This is a genomic window from Rhodococcus sp. no. 34 (genome assembly GCF_054589475.1).
In genome coordinates this window covers 468,821-484,727 of the sequence record NZ_BAAILK010000046.1, presented here as the reverse complement: position 1 = coordinate 484,727, position 15,907 = coordinate 468,821, and the positions used below count along the sequence as shown (strand labels likewise).

General features: G+C 63.4%; 19 protein-coding genes. 11 read left to right on the top strand and 8 right to left on the bottom strand.

The features are described 5' to 3' along the window. The first annotated feature begins 39 nt into the window (after nt 1-39). The 4 genes from ACYP01_RS23410 (at nt 40) to ACYP01_RS23395 (ending at nt 2,997) form a co-directional block, all read left to right on the top strand. On the top strand, nt 40-417 hold the full coding sequence (locus ACYP01_RS23410; RefSeq protein WP_209922846.1) for a DUF952 domain-containing protein: 378 nt from the start codon (nt 40-42) through the stop codon (nt 415-417). An 86-nt stretch (nt 418-503) separates the two neighbouring features. Further along, a complete protein-coding gene (locus tag ACYP01_RS23405) occupies nt 504-986 on the top strand; it encodes a cation:proton antiporter regulatory subunit (protein WP_021344116.1) in 483 nt (160 codons plus the stop codon). A gap of 7 nt (nt 987-993) precedes the next feature. Beyond that, the gene (locus ACYP01_RS23400; protein ID WP_003942634.1) at nt 994-2,166 is read left to right on the top strand and encodes a cation:proton antiporter; all 1,173 of its coding nucleotides are present in this window, start codon (nt 994-996) and stop codon (nt 2,164-2,166) included. Between the two features lie 21 nt (nt 2,167-2,187). Next, nucleotides 2,188-2,997 (top strand): tyrosine-protein phosphatase, encoded by an 810-nt coding sequence (locus ACYP01_RS23395; RefSeq protein WP_387385757.1) that lies wholly within the window; start codon nt 2,188-2,190, stop codon nt 2,995-2,997. A gap of 69 nt (nt 2,998-3,066) precedes the next feature. Here ACYP01_RS23395 and ACYP01_RS23390 read toward each other — a convergent pair whose 3' ends face one another. Together ACYP01_RS23390 and ppgK are read right to left on the bottom strand one after the other, a co-directional pair. Beyond that, nucleotides 3,067-4,491, bottom strand: coding sequence for an RNA polymerase sigma factor (locus tag ACYP01_RS23390; RefSeq protein WP_370333980.1), 1,425 nt, complete (start codon nt 4,489-4,491; stop codon nt 3,067-3,069). Nucleotides 4,492-4,603: 112 nt separating this feature from the next. After that, a complete protein-coding gene (gene ppgK / locus ACYP01_RS23385) occupies nt 4,604-5,371 on the bottom strand; it encodes a polyphosphate--glucose phosphotransferase (RefSeq protein ID WP_064112879.1) in 768 nt (255 codons plus the stop codon). A gap of 169 nt (nt 5,372-5,540) precedes the next feature. On the opposite strand from ppgK, the gene ACYP01_RS23380 reads away from it, so the two are divergent. After that, nucleotides 5,541-6,419: an inositol monophosphatase family protein gene (locus ACYP01_RS23380; protein WP_165638345.1), complete on the top strand. Its 879-nt coding sequence runs from the start codon at nt 5,541-5,543 to the stop codon at nt 6,417-6,419. 6 nt (nt 6,420-6,425) lie between these two features. Here ACYP01_RS23380 and cei read toward each other — a convergent pair whose 3' ends face one another. After that, entirely contained in the window at nt 6,426-7,109 is a 684-nt protein-coding gene (gene cei, locus ACYP01_RS23375) for an envelope integrity protein Cei (protein WP_003942618.1), read from the bottom strand. Nucleotides 7,110-7,642: 533 nt separating this feature from the next. On the opposite strand from cei, the gene ACYP01_RS23370 reads away from it, so the two are divergent. Then, nucleotides 7,643-7,945, top strand: coding sequence for a DUF4193 domain-containing protein (locus ACYP01_RS23370; protein ID WP_003942593.1), 303 nt, complete (start codon nt 7,643-7,645; stop codon nt 7,943-7,945). A gap of 80 nt (nt 7,946-8,025) precedes the next feature. Here the strand turns inward: ACYP01_RS23370 and ACYP01_RS23365 are convergent, their stop codons facing one another. Continuing rightward, nucleotides 8,026-8,523: a DUF3093 domain-containing protein gene (locus ACYP01_RS23365; protein WP_003942596.1), complete on the bottom strand. Its 498-nt coding sequence runs from the start codon at nt 8,521-8,523 to the stop codon at nt 8,026-8,028. 41 nt (nt 8,524-8,564) lie between these two features. Here ACYP01_RS23365 and dut point away from each other — a divergent pair, with 41 nt between their 5' ends. Next, nucleotides 8,565-9,059 carry a dUTP diphosphatase gene (gene dut, locus ACYP01_RS23360; protein WP_003942635.1) on the top strand — a complete coding sequence of 165 codons (495 nt, stop codon included), beginning with the start codon at nt 8,565-8,567 and terminating at the stop codon, nt 9,057-9,059. A 3-nt stretch (nt 9,060-9,062) separates the two neighbouring features. Continuing rightward, the gene (locus ACYP01_RS23355; RefSeq protein WP_003942585.1) at nt 9,063-9,902 is read left to right on the top strand and encodes a DUF3710 domain-containing protein; all 840 of its coding nucleotides are present in this window, start codon (nt 9,063-9,065) and stop codon (nt 9,900-9,902) included. A gap of 11 nt (nt 9,903-9,913) precedes the next feature. Here ACYP01_RS23355 and ACYP01_RS23350 read toward each other — a convergent pair whose 3' ends face one another. Beyond that, nucleotides 9,914-10,639: an alpha/beta fold hydrolase gene (locus ACYP01_RS23350; RefSeq protein ID WP_204855774.1), complete on the bottom strand. Its 726-nt coding sequence runs from the start codon at nt 10,637-10,639 to the stop codon at nt 9,914-9,916. Nucleotides 10,640-10,777: 138 nt separating this feature from the next. Here ACYP01_RS23350 and ACYP01_RS23345 point away from each other — a divergent pair, with 138 nt between their 5' ends. Both ACYP01_RS23345 and ACYP01_RS23340 read left to right on the top strand, forming a co-directional pair. After that, entirely contained in the window at nt 10,778-11,152 is a 375-nt protein-coding gene (locus tag ACYP01_RS23345; RefSeq protein ID WP_003942613.1) for an OB-fold nucleic acid binding domain-containing protein, read from the top strand. Nucleotides 11,153-11,204: 52 nt separating this feature from the next. Beyond that, nucleotides 11,205-11,918 (top strand): DUF3159 domain-containing protein, encoded by a 714-nt coding sequence (locus ACYP01_RS23340; RefSeq protein WP_003942611.1) that lies wholly within the window; start codon nt 11,205-11,207, stop codon nt 11,916-11,918. Here ACYP01_RS23340 and ACYP01_RS23335 read toward each other — a convergent pair. The 3 genes from ACYP01_RS23335 to ACYP01_RS23325 form a co-directional block, all read right to left on the bottom strand. Continuing rightward, nucleotides 11,911-12,204 (bottom strand): GNAT family N-acetyltransferase, encoded by a 294-nt coding sequence (locus tag ACYP01_RS23335; protein ID WP_003942641.1) that lies wholly within the window; start codon nt 12,202-12,204, stop codon nt 11,911-11,913. The genes ACYP01_RS23340 and ACYP01_RS23335 overlap by 8 nt on opposite strands. Nucleotides 12,205-12,237: 33 nt before the next feature. Then, nucleotides 12,238-12,900: a potassium channel family protein gene (locus ACYP01_RS23330; protein ID WP_003942632.1), complete on the bottom strand. Its 663-nt coding sequence runs from the start codon at nt 12,898-12,900 to the stop codon at nt 12,238-12,240. An 86-nt stretch (nt 12,901-12,986) separates the two neighbouring features. Next, a complete protein-coding gene (locus ACYP01_RS23325) occupies nt 12,987-13,652 on the bottom strand; it encodes a potassium channel family protein (RefSeq protein ID WP_003942587.1) in 666 nt (221 codons plus the stop codon). Between the two features lie 171 nt (nt 13,653-13,823). Here ACYP01_RS23325 and ACYP01_RS23320 point away from each other — a divergent pair, with 171 nt between their 5' ends. Continuing rightward, nucleotides 13,824-15,818 (top strand): APC family permease, encoded by a 1,995-nt coding sequence (locus ACYP01_RS23320; RefSeq protein WP_007732857.1) that lies wholly within the window; start codon nt 13,824-13,826, stop codon nt 15,816-15,818. Nucleotides 15,819-15,907 lie beyond the last annotated feature (89 nt).

Below are 15,907 nucleotides of genomic sequence, written 5' to 3'. Positions count from 1 at the left end.
TGATTCGGATCGCCGACCTCAGCCCGATATTCTGGGCGGATGAACCCGGGACGCGAACCACTTGTCGACGAGAGCGTCGAGTTGCTCCACATGTGCACGCGCGAGGAGTGGGCGCGGGCACAACAGCTCGGTGAACGTATCCCCGACGGATTCGAGGCGGAGGGATTTGTCCACATGTCGACTCCGGCGCAAGTTCATCTCCCGGCCAATCGGATCTTTGCCGGCCGTGACGACATAGTCCTTCTGGCTATCGATCCGGCCTTGCTCGGCGGTCAGGTCAAGTACGAACCGGGTGTCCCCTCGGACCCGGAATCGATGCGATTCCCGCATCTGTACGCCCCGATTCCCGTCGCAGCCGTCACCGCTGTCGTCGAGTATTTTCCGGACGAGAACGGCGTGTTTTCGCCGGTTCGGTAGGTCGCCGGTTCGCTCGCCGCGAAGTGCTCCCCGCGGATAACGGCCCTCCCGCGATGCAGGTCACCGATCGGCGCTACCGTTGGTATATGAACGTAGAAGTCACCCCACTACCGGGGATCGGGACGCGCAAGGATTTTGTTCTGTCTTCCGGTCGTCGCGTGGGTGTCGTCACCCATCGGGACGGTCATACCGACCTCATCGTTTCCAAGGCAGACGACCCTGACGCGTGTGCTGCCTCGCTGCCTCTGACCACCGAGGAAGCGGCAGCGCTCAGCAATCTCCTGGGTGCCCCCCAGCTCGTTGCTCAGCTCGAGGAAGAGCACCGTGATCTTCCGGGCATTCGAACCAAACAGCTCTACATCAAGGACGGTTCTCGCTACGACGGACAGACCCTCGGGGACACCGGCATGCGCACGCGTACCGGAGTGTCCATCGTCGCCGTCATGCGCGCAGGGCAGGTGAGCCCGTCTCCGAACCCCGACTTCACGTTCACCGGGGGAGACCTTCTCGTGGCAGTCGGAACGCCGGACGGTTTGGCTGCAGCGGCAAAAATCTTGGCCAACGGCTGACTGGCGCGTGGACACAACCACCCTCGCACTGATCGAACTCGGCGCGGTCTTCTTCGCGCTCGGACTGCTCGGACGGCTCGCTGCTCGCGTCGGCATGTCGCCCATCCCGTTCTACCTGATCGGCGGCCTGTGCTTCGGACAGGGCGGTTTCATCCAGCTAGGCGACATCGGCGAGTTCTCCCATCTGGCCAGTGAGATCGGGATCGTCCTGCTCTTGCTGCTGTTGGGGCTCGAATACACTGCGGCCGAGCTCGTCACCGGTCTCAAACGCTCGCGGGTAGCCGGCATCGTCGACATCGTCCTCAACGCCACCCCTGGCGCGGTTGTCGGCTTGATGCTCGGCTGGGGCGTCGTGGGGGCGACGGTCATGGCCGGCGTCACCTACATCTCGTCTTCGGGAATCATCGCCAAGGTGCTCAGCGACCTGGGGCGCCTCGGTAACCGCGAGACACCGGTCGTGCTGTCGATTCTGGTGTTCGAAGACCTGGCGATGGCGCTGTACCTGCCGATTCTGACCGCGATGCTCGCGGGCGTGAGCTTCATGGGCGGGCTCGAAGCGGTCGGCATCTCGTTGTTGGTCATCACCGTGGTACTTGTTGTGGCCCTCCGATACGGACGGTACGTCTCCGCCCTCCTCGACAGTCCCGACAGTGAGACGCTCCTGCTCAAGCTGCTCGGTGCCGCACTGTTGGTCGCCGGCATCAGTTCGGCGATGCAGGTGTCGGCGGCTGTGGGCGCATTCCTCCTCGGAATCGCGATCTCGGGGTCGACGGCGCACAATGCCAGTCGCGTGCTCGAGCCCCTTCGAGATCTGTTCGCCGCAATGTTCTTCGTGGTCTTCGGTCTCAACACCGATCCCAGTTCCATTCCGCCAGTCCTCGGATGGGCCGCGATCCTGGCAGTGGTCACGGCGATCACGAAGCTGGTAACCGGCGCTTGGGCGGCCAGACGTCAGGGTGTCGCGCGAATGGGTCAGGCGCGCGCCGGTGCCGCTCTGATCGCCCGCGGTGAGTTCTCCATCATCATCGCCGGCCTCGCGGTGTCCGCAGGCGCCGTCGACGCCGAACTTGCCGCATTGGCAACTGCTTACGTGCTCCTGATGGCGGTCATCGGCCCGGTGGCGGCAAGAGTTATCGAACCGGTTGCCTCGTTGTACATCAAGGTTCGTACGAAGTCCTGATTGCGGTCCTATTCTGTCCGGATGTCGAACAGAATCGCCCGTCCCGCCGCGACCGCTCTGTGTGCGCTGATCATCTCGTGTGCACCGGTCCCGGCGCTCGCCGGTGGAATTCCCGCTCTCGACCACGCCGGACCCACAGCTGCGCAGGTTGCCGCGGATCGATCGCTACACCTCGAGGGTGCGTCGAACGCGCGTGACATCGGTGGCTACGACGCCGCGGACGGGCAGACCGTTCGGTGGGGGAAGGTATTTCGCTCGAATGCCCTCGACAAGCTGACACCGTCGGATCTCGCGTCGTTGAGCGAACGCGGAGTGGAATCGGTCGACGACTTCCGTACGGTCGTCGAACGAACGCTCTCGCAGGATCGCCTTCCGAACGGGGCGCGAAGCAACTGGTTCGACGTCATCGGAACCAACCCCGCCAACCTCCCGGCGCTGGTGGACATGCCGACGATGTACGCGTTGATGGTGACCGATCCGGGGGCGAGCCGCGCATTCCACGACGCGCTGGTGAACGTCGCGAACACCGACGGTGCAGTCCTCTACCACTGCTCGGCGGGCAAGGACCGTACCGGTTGGATGACCGCAGTTCTCCTGGCCGTCCTCGGCGTCAGTCGCACCGACGTGAACGCCGATTACATGCTCAGCAATCAGTACCTCACCGGACCCCGCACGGGGAGCGCGTTCATCGACGGCGTCGAACAGTCTTGGCTGGACACGTCTTTCGCCACGGTGGATCGGGTGTACGGCAACTTCGACAACTACGTCCGGGACGGCCTTCAGTTGAGCGAGGACGATGTCGCACAACTCCGGGACACACTCTTGGTCTGAGGCGGCAAACGCACAAGAGCCGCTCTCCGGAGATCCGGAGAGCGGCTCTTGTGTGCATAGCTGGTGTGACTAGTCGAGGTAGTCGCGCAGAACCTGCGAACGCGACGGGTGGCGCAGCTTCGACATCGTCTTCGATTCGATCTGGCGGATACGCTCACGCGTGACGCCGTAGACCTGTCCGATTTCGTCTAAAGTCCTCGGCTGACCGTCGGTGAGACCGAAGCGGAGGCGAACCACGCCGGCTTCGCGCTCGGACAGCGTCTCGAGTACCGACTGCAGCTGATCCTGCAGCAAGGTGAACGAGACGGCATCGACTGCGACAACAGCTTCGGAGTCCTCGATGAAGTCACCGAGCTGGCTGTCGCCCTCGTCGCCGATGGTCTGGTCGAGAGAGATCGGCTCACGCGCGTACTGCTGGATTTCCAGCACCTTCTCCGGCGTGATGTCCATTTCCTTGGCGAGCTCTTCCGGCGTGGGCTCACGGCCCAGGTCCTGGAGCAGCTCACGCTGGATACGGCCGAGCTTGTTGATGACCTCGACCATGTGCACCGGGATACGGATGGTGCGAGCCTGGTCGGCCATTGCGCGGGTGATGGCTTGACGGATCCACCACGTGGCGTAGGTCGAGAACTTGTAACCCTTGGTGTAGTCGAACTTCTCGACTGCACGGATCAGACCGAGGTTGCCTTCCTGGATGAGGTCCAGGAACGCCATGCCGCGGCCCGTGTAGCGCTTGGCCAGCGAGACGACCAGGCGGAGGTTGGCCTCGAGGAGGTGGTTCTTGGCGCGGTTGCCGTCGCGGCAGATCCAGCTCATGTCGCGTCGCTGAGCCGCAGGCAACTTCTCGCCCTTGTCAGCGAGGTCCTGCATGATCTGCACGGCGTAGAGGCCGGCCTCGATGCGCTTGGCCAGTTCGACTTCCTCTTCGGCGTTGAGGAGTGCGACCTTGCCGATCTGCTTGAGGTAGGCGCGAACCGAGTCGGCGGACGCCGTCAGTTCGGCATCCTTGCGTGCCTGGCGGAGAGCCTCGGACTCTTCCTCGTCCCAGACGAAGTCGCCGGAAGCCTTGTCCTTCTCGGACGGCTCTGCAGCGGTCTCTTCGTCTTCGCCGACTGCTACGACCTCGACGACATCGGACTCGACCTCGGCAAGGTCGCCGTCCGTGATGTCGATGTCTTCCAACTCGACATCGCCGTCTTCGGCGTCAGGATCGCCGGCCTTCTTGGGGCTGGCCTTCTTAGCTGCTGCCTTCTTGGCCGGAGCTTTCTTGGCCGGAGCCTTCTTTGCTGCTGCCTTCTTGGCGGGGGCCTTTTTCGCCGGAGCCTTCTTGGCTGCCGGAGCGGTGACGGTGGCCGCCTCCACGGCTGGAGATTGTGGCTCTGACTCTGATGGAGAATCAGCAGTCTGACGTGTATCGGTGGCTGCCACGTACGCCCTTTCGTGACGGTGTCGTGCGGCGTCACGCCAGAGTGGTGATCCGGCGGAGAGGTCAATGGTTGTTGGCCGGCGCGCAGCCGGACTTCACCATTGTAACGACTCTCAGGAAACTCTTACGTCACGGCGGGCCGTAACAGGTAGATTTTCCGCTTTTCACGTGCAGGTTTTCTCATCCGGCGACGGGGGCCGGCCTGGTCAGTCCGACCGATGCGAGCGCAGCTCCGGCGATTCCCGCGGTGTTGAGGAGGGTGGCGGGGACGACCTTCGTGCGGTTGGTCAGGTGCGGAATCCACTTCTCGTGCTTGCGGCTGATTCCGCCTCCGGCGATGAAGAGATCAGGCCACAGCAGGTTCTCGAAGGTGGTCAGAACTCGGGAGACCTCGACCGCCCACTCCTTGTAGCTCCAGTCCTTCTTTTCCTTCACCGACGACGCCGCTCGATGCTCGGCTTCCTTGCCGTCGACCTCGAGGTGGCCGAACTCGGTGTTGGGCAACAGAACTCCGTTGTGCAACACGGCAGATCCGATTCCGGTGCCGAAGGTCAACAAGATCACGACGCCGGAGGTGTCCTTGCCCGCTCCGAACGAGTCCTCGGCGATTCCGGCAGCGTCGGCGTCGTTGAGGACGGTGACCTCGCGCCCGCCCAGGGCCTTGCCGAACAGGGCGGCGGCGTCGGTGTCGATCCAGGACTTGTCGATGTTCGCGGCGCTGCGCGCGACGCCCCCGGTCACGACAGCGGGCAAGGTGATGCCGACCGGACCGGTCCACTTGGCCTGCTCGACGATTTCGGCGACAGTGCCCGCGATCGCATCGGGTGTGGACGGCTGCGGGGTCAGGATCTTGATGCGTTCACCGATCATTTCCCCGGTGCTCAGGTCGATCGTGCCGCCCTTGACGCCGCTACCGCCGACGTCGATCCCGAAACCTGTGGTTGTCATCGTCCTGCGCTCCTGAGTGTCGAATTCGAGGTCACGATCTACCGTTGCAAACACTAACCCGAACAAGGACCCGGGCGCGTCCTCTCGAACCGCCCGCCTCGAGACGTTCGAGTGGTGCCCCTCGGTAGAGATGTGTTGCGATGGTCCGGTGCGCCCTTCAGAAAGAACGTTGCCCGACTTTTCCGCCGATTCTCTGGACCCCGCACAGTTGCGGGAAGTAGCCGTAGCCGTCGCCGAACGCGCAGCCGAACACGTCCGTTTGCGTCGGCCCGAGGTATTCGGCCTGGTGGGTTCCGGTGCCGCCGAGGGTGGTTCGGTTGCGGCGAAGAGCACGCCCACCGATCCCGTCACGGTGGTCGATACCGAAACCGAACAAGTGATTCGCGACCTTCTGGCGCAATTGCGCCCTGCGGATTCGATCCTGGGTGAGGAAGGTGGCGGAGACACCGACGATTCCGCGGGAGTTCGATGGGTTGTCGATCCCATCGACGGCACGGTGAATTTTCTCTACGGAATCCCCGCGTTCGCCATCTCGGTGGCCGTACAGATCGACGGGGTCTCGGTAGCCGGGGCTGTCGTCGACGTGTCGTTGGAAACCACGTACGCCGCGCATCGGGGCGGCGGTGCAACCATGACCACGGCCGACGGCGTCGTCAGCGACCTGCAAGCCAATGAGGTGACCGAGCTGTCAATGGCGCTGTTGGCCACCGGCTTCGGTTACGGAGCGGATCGCCGGAAGGTGCAGGGCACGTTGATCGGGCAGATCCTGCCGCAGGTCCGCGACATCCGACGCATCGGTTCGGCTGCGTTGGATCTGTGCATGGTTGCCACCGGCCGGGTCGACGCTCACTTCGAACACGGACTGAGTCCATGGGACTGGGCAGCCGGCTCCTTGATCGCTTCCGAAGCGGGCGCCGTGATCAACGTCCCGGCGCCAAATTCCACGTCGGCCGACGGCGATGTCGTTTACGCAGTCGCTCCGGCGATCGCCGAGCAGTTCGCGCACATGCTCGGAGCTACCGGCGCAGATCAGCCGATTCCGAGCTGAGGCTTGTCAGCAGCGCGCCGTGCGCGCTGCTTTGAGCAGTGCGATGTCCATGGGGGCGACTTCGGCGTTTGCGGGCTGCTCGGCCAGAGCATGCAAGATCGCGGTGGCGTCGGTGTTGGGGGTCAGGGCGCCCTTGTTGTAGGTGCCGAGAGCCAGGTCGACGGTGTCGTCGCCGCGGCCGTCCTGGACCAGTTCGGCGCAGGGGGCGACCAGCCAGACGGAACTGGCGGCGGCGAGGCCGTTCGCTCCGAATCGGATCTGACCCTGGCACTCCATGTTCTGGTCGACGTAGACGGGGTCGTTTCCGACCTGGACGTCCGGCGCGCTGGAGAAGCCGAACTCGCTCAGCTGCGCTGCCACCTGGGCCGCCTGACCGTGTTCACCGTTGGCGTTGAACACACGAACCTTGGTGGCGGCGAGGGGAGCGGGATCCACGTCGAGCAGCTTCGAGCGGTCGACGACGGTTCCCAGCGGTAGTGGCGCCGCTGCCGAAGGATCGGACGAAGGTTGCGGCAGGTTGCAGGCGACGGTGTCACTGACTTCCGCCTCGGCGCTCAGGATGCGGACCCACAAGACACTGCCGATCAATGCGAGTACCGCGAACACGGCGATCACCGGCCACGCGCGCCGACGGCGGAACGGACGTCCCTGGTCATCGGTAGAGCTGCCTTCGGTGATCAGAGAAACCACGGTATCCCTCGACTTTCTTGACGAAACTTCTACTTCGCCATCGGGCCGAGCGGCGCCGGCATGACGTTCGGTGCCTACCTTAGAGGGCCTGTGTGACGAGACAGCCGAAGCGAGGCTCGACGCGTCGAGTCCTTGTCGATTGAGAAACGGCAGTTGGCCGATTACCGGCCTGTTTCTACCCGGATTCGGCCCGAAAACATCGTGGAAAGGTCACAGCTTGCTCTTGCCTTGGTGACAATTCGCAGTCATTTTTCGGAAATTTCCGATTCGGTTACTACTTTCGTGCTCACGTCGGCTACTGTCTGGCGGCCCAGGTCGTTCAACTGGGCATCGGCCGGACGCCGAAATGACAACCAAATGAGGCGCAGATCACGTTCTCGGAAGGAACTTCCGGGCACTAATTCCAGTCCTGCAGCGTTATGCAGCGACAGGGAATGATCTGGATGCCACGGCGGTTTCCATGCGCATCAAGGATCTACCGGATTCTCGGCGCACACGGGACCGGGATACACGAAGAGGATGGGGTAGACGAGATGGCAACTGACTACGACGCACCGAGGCGTACAGAGTCCGACGAGGTTTCGGAGGACTCGCTCGAGGAGCTGAAGGCGCGACGCAACGAAGCGCAGTCAGCCGTCGTCGACATCGACGAGACGGACACCGCGGAGTCCTTCGAGCTGCCGGGTGCCGACCTTTCCGGCGAGGAACTCTCGGTTCGAGTTGTTCCGAAGCAGGCAGACGAGTTCACGTGTTCGAGCTGCTTCCTGGTTCATCACCGCAGCCGCCTGGCCAGTGATGCCAACGGACAGCTCGTATGCATGGACTGCGCTGCCTGATCTCCCTTCCCGGTGGTCGACCCGTCAGCGCGAGGGTCGACCAAGGGTCGGGAAGTACTGCTTTGCTGTGACCGCGCTGGTCAGAGATCCAGCGCAGCCAGCAGATCAGCGGGACGACGTGTGCTCACCAACCAGTACGGCGTGGGATCCTCCGGGTCGTCGAGCACGATCAACACCATTGTCTTGACCCATGGGCGATGCTGGACGAACGCCGACGGATCGAGTTGGCGCCCCATCGCAGCACTCTTCGCGGAAGCCGGCACTGCTGCCGCCCGTGAAATCAATTCGACCGGCAGGTGGGCTCTACCCACGTGCAATTCCTTCACCCCTGCTGTCTCCACCACCTCGACGCGCATCCGGCTGAGCCAGAATGCCGCCCAGATCGGGATCGGGAGTAGTACGACGTACGCCAGGTACGAGAGAAGCCCCGGGCGGCCCATGTGGACCTCGGCCGCGAGGAGTCCGGCTACGGCCAGCCCGGCGATCCACCACCAGATCGGCACCCACAGGCGCTCGGAGTACAGCGTCGTGGACGGGGGCGTTGTGGTGGCGACGTCAGGTCGAGATGTTTCGGGCACCTGTCAAGGATAGTCCGTCGCTACGAGTAGTCTTGGCCCACGTGAGCGACCATCTCTCCATCGCCTTGAAGCGACTGGATCCAGACCTGCCCGTTCCACAGCGTGCGCATCCCGGAGATGCGGGTGTGGATCTGTGCTCCACCAGCGACGTCACCATCGAACCCGGCCACCGAACACTGGTCGGAACGGGGATCGCGATCGCTTTGCCGGTGGGCACCGTCGGGTTGATCCATCCGCGTTCCGGACTCGCCGCCAAATCGGGACTGTCGATCGTGAATGCGCCCGGAACCGTGGACGCGGGATACCGGGGCGAACTCAAGGTCTGCTTGATCAATCTCGATCCGGCCACAGCCATCGACATCCGCCGCGGTGACCGAATCGCTCAGCTCGTGGTTCAACGAGTCGAACTTCCGGTTTTCGAGGAAGTCGAATCGCTGGACGACACGACCAGAGGAACCGGAGGCTACGGTTCCAGCGGCGGGCACGCGATACTCGATACCGATGCGCCTGGCGCGGTAGTCGGAGAGGGAGTCTGAATCATGTTCGGACGCAAGAAGAAGACAGACGTCGACGAGGAAACCACCAGCTTCTTCGGTGACGAGAACGACGAGTCGGTGGAGATCGACGAGGTCGAAGACGATCTCGAAGTCACCGGCGACGAGTTCGGTGACGAATCGGAAGGCCCTTACGACATCTCGGAGATCGATTCCGACGATCCGACGGCAGGCCGTGACGGTCAGCGTCTTGATCTCGGTTCCGTTCTGGTGCCGATGCCGACCGGCGGGCAGTTGCAGGTCGAGATGGCGCCCAACGGTTCGCCGCAGGCCGTGCACCTGGTCACCGAGCACGGCCGCATCACGGTTGCTGCCTACGCCGCCCCGAAATCGCCCGGTCAGTGGCGTGAGGTCGTTGCCGAGCTCGCGCAGTCGCTTCGCGACGACAATTCCGCGGTGAGCGTCGAGAACGGCCCGTGGGGCCGTGAACTGGCTGCTGTGACGGCCAACATGGACCTGCGGTTCATCGGCGTCGACGGTCCCCGGTGGATGGTGCGCTGCGTGGTCGCGGGTCCGAGTGGATCCACCGCCGCGAACGCCCCTCTGGTGGCAATCGCACGGGACATCTTGCGTGACACCGTCGTCAACCGAGGATCAGAGCCGCATCCGGTGCGGACACCGCTGCCCGTGGTGCTCCCGCAGGTGCTCGCCGAGCAGTTGGCGGCCGCACACGAGCAGCAGTTGGCGGCAGCGCAGCAGCAACAGGTCGCCGCCCAGCAGCAACAGCAGTCAGCACCGCCCGCTCCGCCGGCACCTCCAGCACGGCCGACCCCGCCGCCTCGTAGCGGCGAATCCGGTTCTGCCATGCAGCAATTGGGTCAGTAACAGGATTTTCTTCAGGCGCTCGCGGTGGTATCGGATTCGATCGCCGCGAGCGCTTTGATGCAGGTGGACCCGAGAATCGCGGGGTCGCGCCCGATCATGTCGAGCGTCGTCGTGGCGACTGCGCCGCGGGGGAGTGAAGCCGCCCATGCCTGCGCCACTGACGCGGGATGAACCGGATCGTCCACCGCCGACGCAATGCCGACCGGAACGCCTACCGCCCGTAGCGCGCTCTCGCCGAGTGAGTGGTACGACGCCGCCTCGTCGAGCGCAGCCGGGAGATCGGGCCACTGAGAGCGCCAGGAGCGCTCGAGTTCGGCTCCGAGCCACGCCGGACTCGACGCGAGCATCGCAGCGATCACCGACTCCAAGCCTTCGGAGCGCAGTTGCCCGGCGGTGAACCGCGCGCTCGCTGCTGCGGGGGCGTCGTCGGCCGAGCCCGTCCAGGCCGGAAGCGCTGCCAACACACTCACGGTTCGATCGGGATTGTCGGCGGCCCACTGGAGTGCAACGGCCGCTCCGATCGAGACCCCTCCGACGATGATTCGGCCGTGCGTGTCCGCGGCTCTGTCCATCGCGTCCAGATAGCCGTCCACGACACGCCGAGGGTCCGGTTCAATTGCGACGATGCGCACACCCAGAGCCTCCAGCGGCGCCCGGAATGCGCGGTCCGCGAAGTGGGCGTCAGAGCCTGTACCTGGGAGAACGACGGCAACGGTCGCCAATTCCGAGTTCTGCATCTCTTGATCTTGCCCGGTGCCCCCGAGACGCGGACTGACCGGTGTGGTTACACGCTCGTAATGGGTCTACAGTGGCGATCACACAGCCCTTCACGTGACGCGAAACCCTTGCGTCACACATGTTCGCAGGAGCGCGCAATGGCACCCGCCGCCGCAGGATATTTTCGTCGACTGACCCAGCGTCTGACCGAGGACGTCGACCAGTTGGACGCCCAGGAGATGGCCGAGTCCAACAAGGCTTCCGGAGGTCAGAAGGCATGCGATTGTCGTCGCGGTGAAGAAGTCACGATGGTGGGCCGACTCCGCAGCGTCGACGCGTGTCCCAAGTCGGGAAATGCCAGTATCGAGGCGGAGTTCTTCGATGGCACCGAGGTGATCAATCTCGTCTGGATCGGGCGTCGCCGGATCCCGGGAATCGAGACCGGTAAGACCCTGCTGATCCGCGGTCGTGTGGGCGAGCGTGACGGTCGCAAGGCGATCTTCAACCCTTACTACGAACTGCGCGGCGAATAGGCGCGTTTCCCGCATTTACCGTGCAACTCGGTGACTGTGGCACCCTCGACAGGTGACTGAAACACAACAGCGATCGGTAATCGACCAACTCGGCGGGCTGAGTGGTCTGATCTATTCGTCTTTGCCGATTCTGATTTTTGTCCCGGTCAACAGCATCTGGAATCTCACCGCGGCAATCTGGGCCGCATTGGGCGTCGCTGTCGCTATCGCGGCCTGGCGCCTCTTCCGCAAGGATTCCCTCCAACCCGCTATTTCCGGTTTTCTCGGAGTCGGAGTTTCCGCATTCATCGCCTACCGCACCGGCGACGCCAAAGGATATTTCCTCTTCGGTATCTACACGAGCCTCGCCTACGGTGCGGTCTTCCTGATTTCGATCCTCGTACGCTGGCCCCTCGTCGGAATCATCTGGGGTTATCTCAACGGGCACGGCAATCTCTGGCGCAAGCACAGCTCCGCCGTCCGGCTCTACGACGTCGCGACGGCAGCGTGGGCGTTGGTCTTCGGTGCGCGGTATCTCGTTCAGTCACAGCTCTACGACACCGACCACACCGGATGGCTCGCAGTCGCGCGTATCGGCATGGGTTGGCCGTTGACCGGTTTGGTGCTGCTCGTGACGGTCTGGGCTGTGCGTAAGGCCGATCGCATCGTCGAGCCTGAACCGGTTGTGGAGCCCGAAAGCAGCGAGCCCACCGCCACGGACGCAGGGTCCGAAGAGGTGGGCTCGGTGAATCTGACGAAGCCGCGCGAAGACCGAGATCTCAGCTGATCAGGTCCTGGTACTCGGGGTGCTTGTCGAGGAACTTCACGACGTACGGGCACACCGGATGAACCTTGAGGCCGCGTGCTCGTAGGTCGTCCAGAGCCTGGCGGACGAGAACCCCGGCCAATCCGAAACCTTCGAAGGCGGGGTAGATCTCGGTGTGGTTGAACGAGACGACGTCACCGGAGGTGGTGTAGTCCTCGATCCCGGCGAGGTCGCCGTCGGCATGGATCTCGTACCGGCTCTGGGCCGGATTGTCGGTGACTACGGTGTTTTCGGGCGCTTGTGCCATGTGATTCCCTTTCGTCGTCAGTGTGTTCGTCGGTCAATTCTCCAGGCGGAGTGCAACGCGCAACTGATCCTCGGCGTCGACGGCCGCAACGAAGAGCAGTTCGTCCCCGCCTTCGATGGGATCGTCCATCTGCGGGACGATCACGCGTCCGCCACGCAGGATGGTGACCAGTGCGCAGTCTCGCGGAAGTTCGAGTTTCTTGACGGCTTTTCCGGCAAGAGGTGTGTTGTCGGGCAACGTGATCTCGACGAGGTTGGCCTGTCCCTGCCGCAGTGTCATCAGTTTGACCAGGTCACCGACCGAGACGGCCTCTTCGACGAGCGAAGCGAGCATCCGCGGTGTCGAGACGGCGACGTCCACGCCCCAGGACTCGTCGAAGAGCCACTCGTTGCGGGGATCGTTGACGCGGGCGACAACTCGGCGAACACCGAACTCGGTTTTCGCGAGCAGACTGAGGACCAGGTTTGCCTTGTCGTCTCCGGTCGCGGCAATCACGACCTCGTACGACTCCATCGACGCGTCCTCGAGTCTGCTGAGTTCGCAGGCGTCCGCGTGCACCCACTTCGCCTCGGGCACCGACTCCGGTTCGATGTGATCGAGTTTGCGTTCGATCAGCATGACGTCATGTGAGCTTCGAATCAGCTCTCGCGCAATGGAACGGCCTACGGCGCCGGCTCCGGCGATGGCGACCTTCATCGAGAACTTCCAATCACGTTGTAGTGCAACACAGTCGCAGTCTTGTTGTGGGGGGCGGCGTACGGATCAGTCATCTGCGGCCTCCCTCAGTCGTCGCTCGGCGGCGGGTTGCCGGCCAGTGCGACAGCTTCGGCGACGGTTCCCGACACGGCGGCGATGTAGACCTGATCGTCGGCCTGGATGACAGTCTTGCGGTCGGGGAGAATGCCGGTCCCGAAGCGGATGATGAAGGCGACTCTCGAACTGGTCGCGCCCTCGAGGAGCGCGATCGGCTTGCCCGCCCAATCCTCGTGCAGGGCAAGTTCGGTGATGGCGACAGTGCCCGAAGGATCGCGCCACTTCGCAGTCTGACTTTCCTTGGTCAACGTGTGCAGGAAACGATCCGTCGACCACGGCACGGTGGCGACCGTGGGAATGCCGAGTCGCTCGTAAACGGCGGCCCGCTTGGCGTCGTAAATACGTGCGACGACGCGTTCGACGCCGAAAGTCTCGCGTGCGACTCGCGCTGCGATGATGTTGGAATTGTCTCCCGAGGACACCGCGGCAAAGGCGTCGGCCCGCTCGATTCCCGCCCGGACCAGCACGTCACGGTCGAACCCCATTCCCAGAACCTTGGTTCCCGGGAAGTCCAGATCGAGACGCAGAAACGCACTCTGATCGCGGTCGATGACGGCGACCTCATGTCCGATCCTGGTCAGGGACGCGGCGAGGGAAGAACCCACTCGACCGCACCCCATGATGACGACATACACGCCCTACTCCGTTCATGGACCCTCATGGCGCGATTGCACGCCGAATCGAACGGTACAGCCCCTCACGGGAAGAGCAAGTACAACGGTCGCTCGCGTGCCGGTTGTCACGACAAAAGGTGAAGTTGGGGCTCTGATGACTCCGAATCGGGCGAGACGGCTTACGCTTTGCACGTGTCTAAGCTCTCGACCGCTACCAAGCGGCTCCTGCTCGGTCGGCCGTTCCGAAGCGACAAACTCGGGCACACGCTGCTACCCAAGCGAATTGCACTACCGGTCTTCGCGTCCGACGCGATGTCGTCCGTCGCGTATGCCCCCGAAGAAATCTTCCTGGTTCTCTCCGTCGCGGGTATTTCCGCGTATGCGTACACCCCCTGGATCGGATTGTCCGTCGCCATCGTCATGGCTGTGGTGGTGGCGAGCTACCGCCAGAACGTCCACGCATACCCCTCCGGTGGCGGCGACTACGAGGTCGCGACGGTCAACCTCGGCCCGACCGCCGGTCTGACCGTCGGTAGTGCGCTGATGGTCGACTACGTGCTGACGGTCGCCGTGTCGATCTCGTCGGCGGCGTCGAACATCGGCTCGGCTCTGCCGTTCGTCGCGCAGCACAAGGTGTTGTTCGCGGTTGCGGCGATCGTGTTGCTGACCGCGGTCAACCTTCGCGGTATCCGTGAATCGGGGACCGCGTTCGCAATTCCGACCTACGCATTCATCGTCGGCATGTTCCTGATGCTCGGGTGGGGATTCTTCCGGATCTACGTCCTCGGCGAGGATGTGCACGCGGAATCGTCGTCGTTCACGCTCAACGCCGAGGATTCGCATCTGTACGGAATTGCCTTCGCGTTCCTGATCGCCCGCGCATTCTCCTCGGGCTGTGCCGCACTGACCGGCGTCGAGGCCATCAGCAACGGCGTACCGGCGTTCCAGAAGCCGAAGTCGCGCAACGCTGCCACTACCTTGCTGCTGCTCGGGTCGATCGCCATCGTCCTGCTGATGGGCATCATCATCCTGGCTCAGAAGATCGGCATCGTCTACGCACACAATCCGCAGGAACAGCTGGTCGGAGCGCCGGAGGGCTATCATCAGAAGACCTTGATCGCGCAGATCGCCGAAGCCGTGTTCAGTGGTTTCCCGATCGGTTTCTTCTTCATGGCGATCGTCACGGCACTGATCTTGGTTCTGGCCGCGAACACCGCGTTCAACGGATTTCCGGTACTCGGATCGATCCTGGCACAGGATCGGTACCTACCGCGTCAGCTGCACACGCGCGGCGACCGGCTGGCGTTCAGCAACGGAATCCTCTTCCTCTCCGGTGCTGCCATCGCATTCGTCGTGGTGTTCGGCGCCGAGGTCACCAAGCTCATCCAGTTGTACATCGTCGGCGTCTTCGTCTCGTTCGTGCTCAGCCAGACGGGCATGATCAAGCACTGGACTCGGCATCTGAAGTCCGAGACCGACAAGGCGCAGCGGGCCCGTATGCAGCGCTCGCGAGTGATCAATTCGATCGGTCTGGCAATGACCGCCACCGTCTTGATCATCGTTCTGATCACCAAGTTCGCTGCCGGCGCATGGATCGCCATCGTCGCGATGGTCGCGATCTTCATCGTGATGAAGATGATCCGCAAGCACTACGACAGCGTCGCAGCCGAGCTCGAGGAGCAGGAGTGGGACGGCGTACTGCCCAGCCGCACGCACTCGATCGTGCTCGTCTCGAAGTTGCACATGCCGACGATGCGAGCTCTCGCCTACGCGCGAGCCACGCGACCGGACACCCTCGAAGCCATCACGGTCAACGTCGACGAGCCGGACACCCGCGCACTCGTGCGGGAGTGGGAGAAGAGTGACGTGACGGTTCCGCTCAAGGTGATCGAGTCGCCGTACCGCGAAATCACCAAGCCGGTTCTCGACTACGTCAAGCGTGTACGACGCGATGCCCCACGTGACGTCGTCACCGTCTTCATTCCCGAGTACGTCGTCGGACACTGGTGGGAGCAGATCCTGCACAACCAGAGTGCGCTCCGCCTCAAGAGCCGCCTGCTCTTCCAGCCCGGCGTGATGGTGACCAGCGTTCCGTGGCAGCTGAGTTCGTCGGCAAAGGCAAAGCCGCTCGACATCGAGAAGACCGCAGGCGCCACGCGTCGCGGTTACGACACCGGCGAGAAATGATCACCGGCGAAAAATGATCGGCAACATCGAAATGGCAGGCGTAGTTCGTTGAGTGAGAATTGGACCGGACAGACCTTCGAGGTCGATCT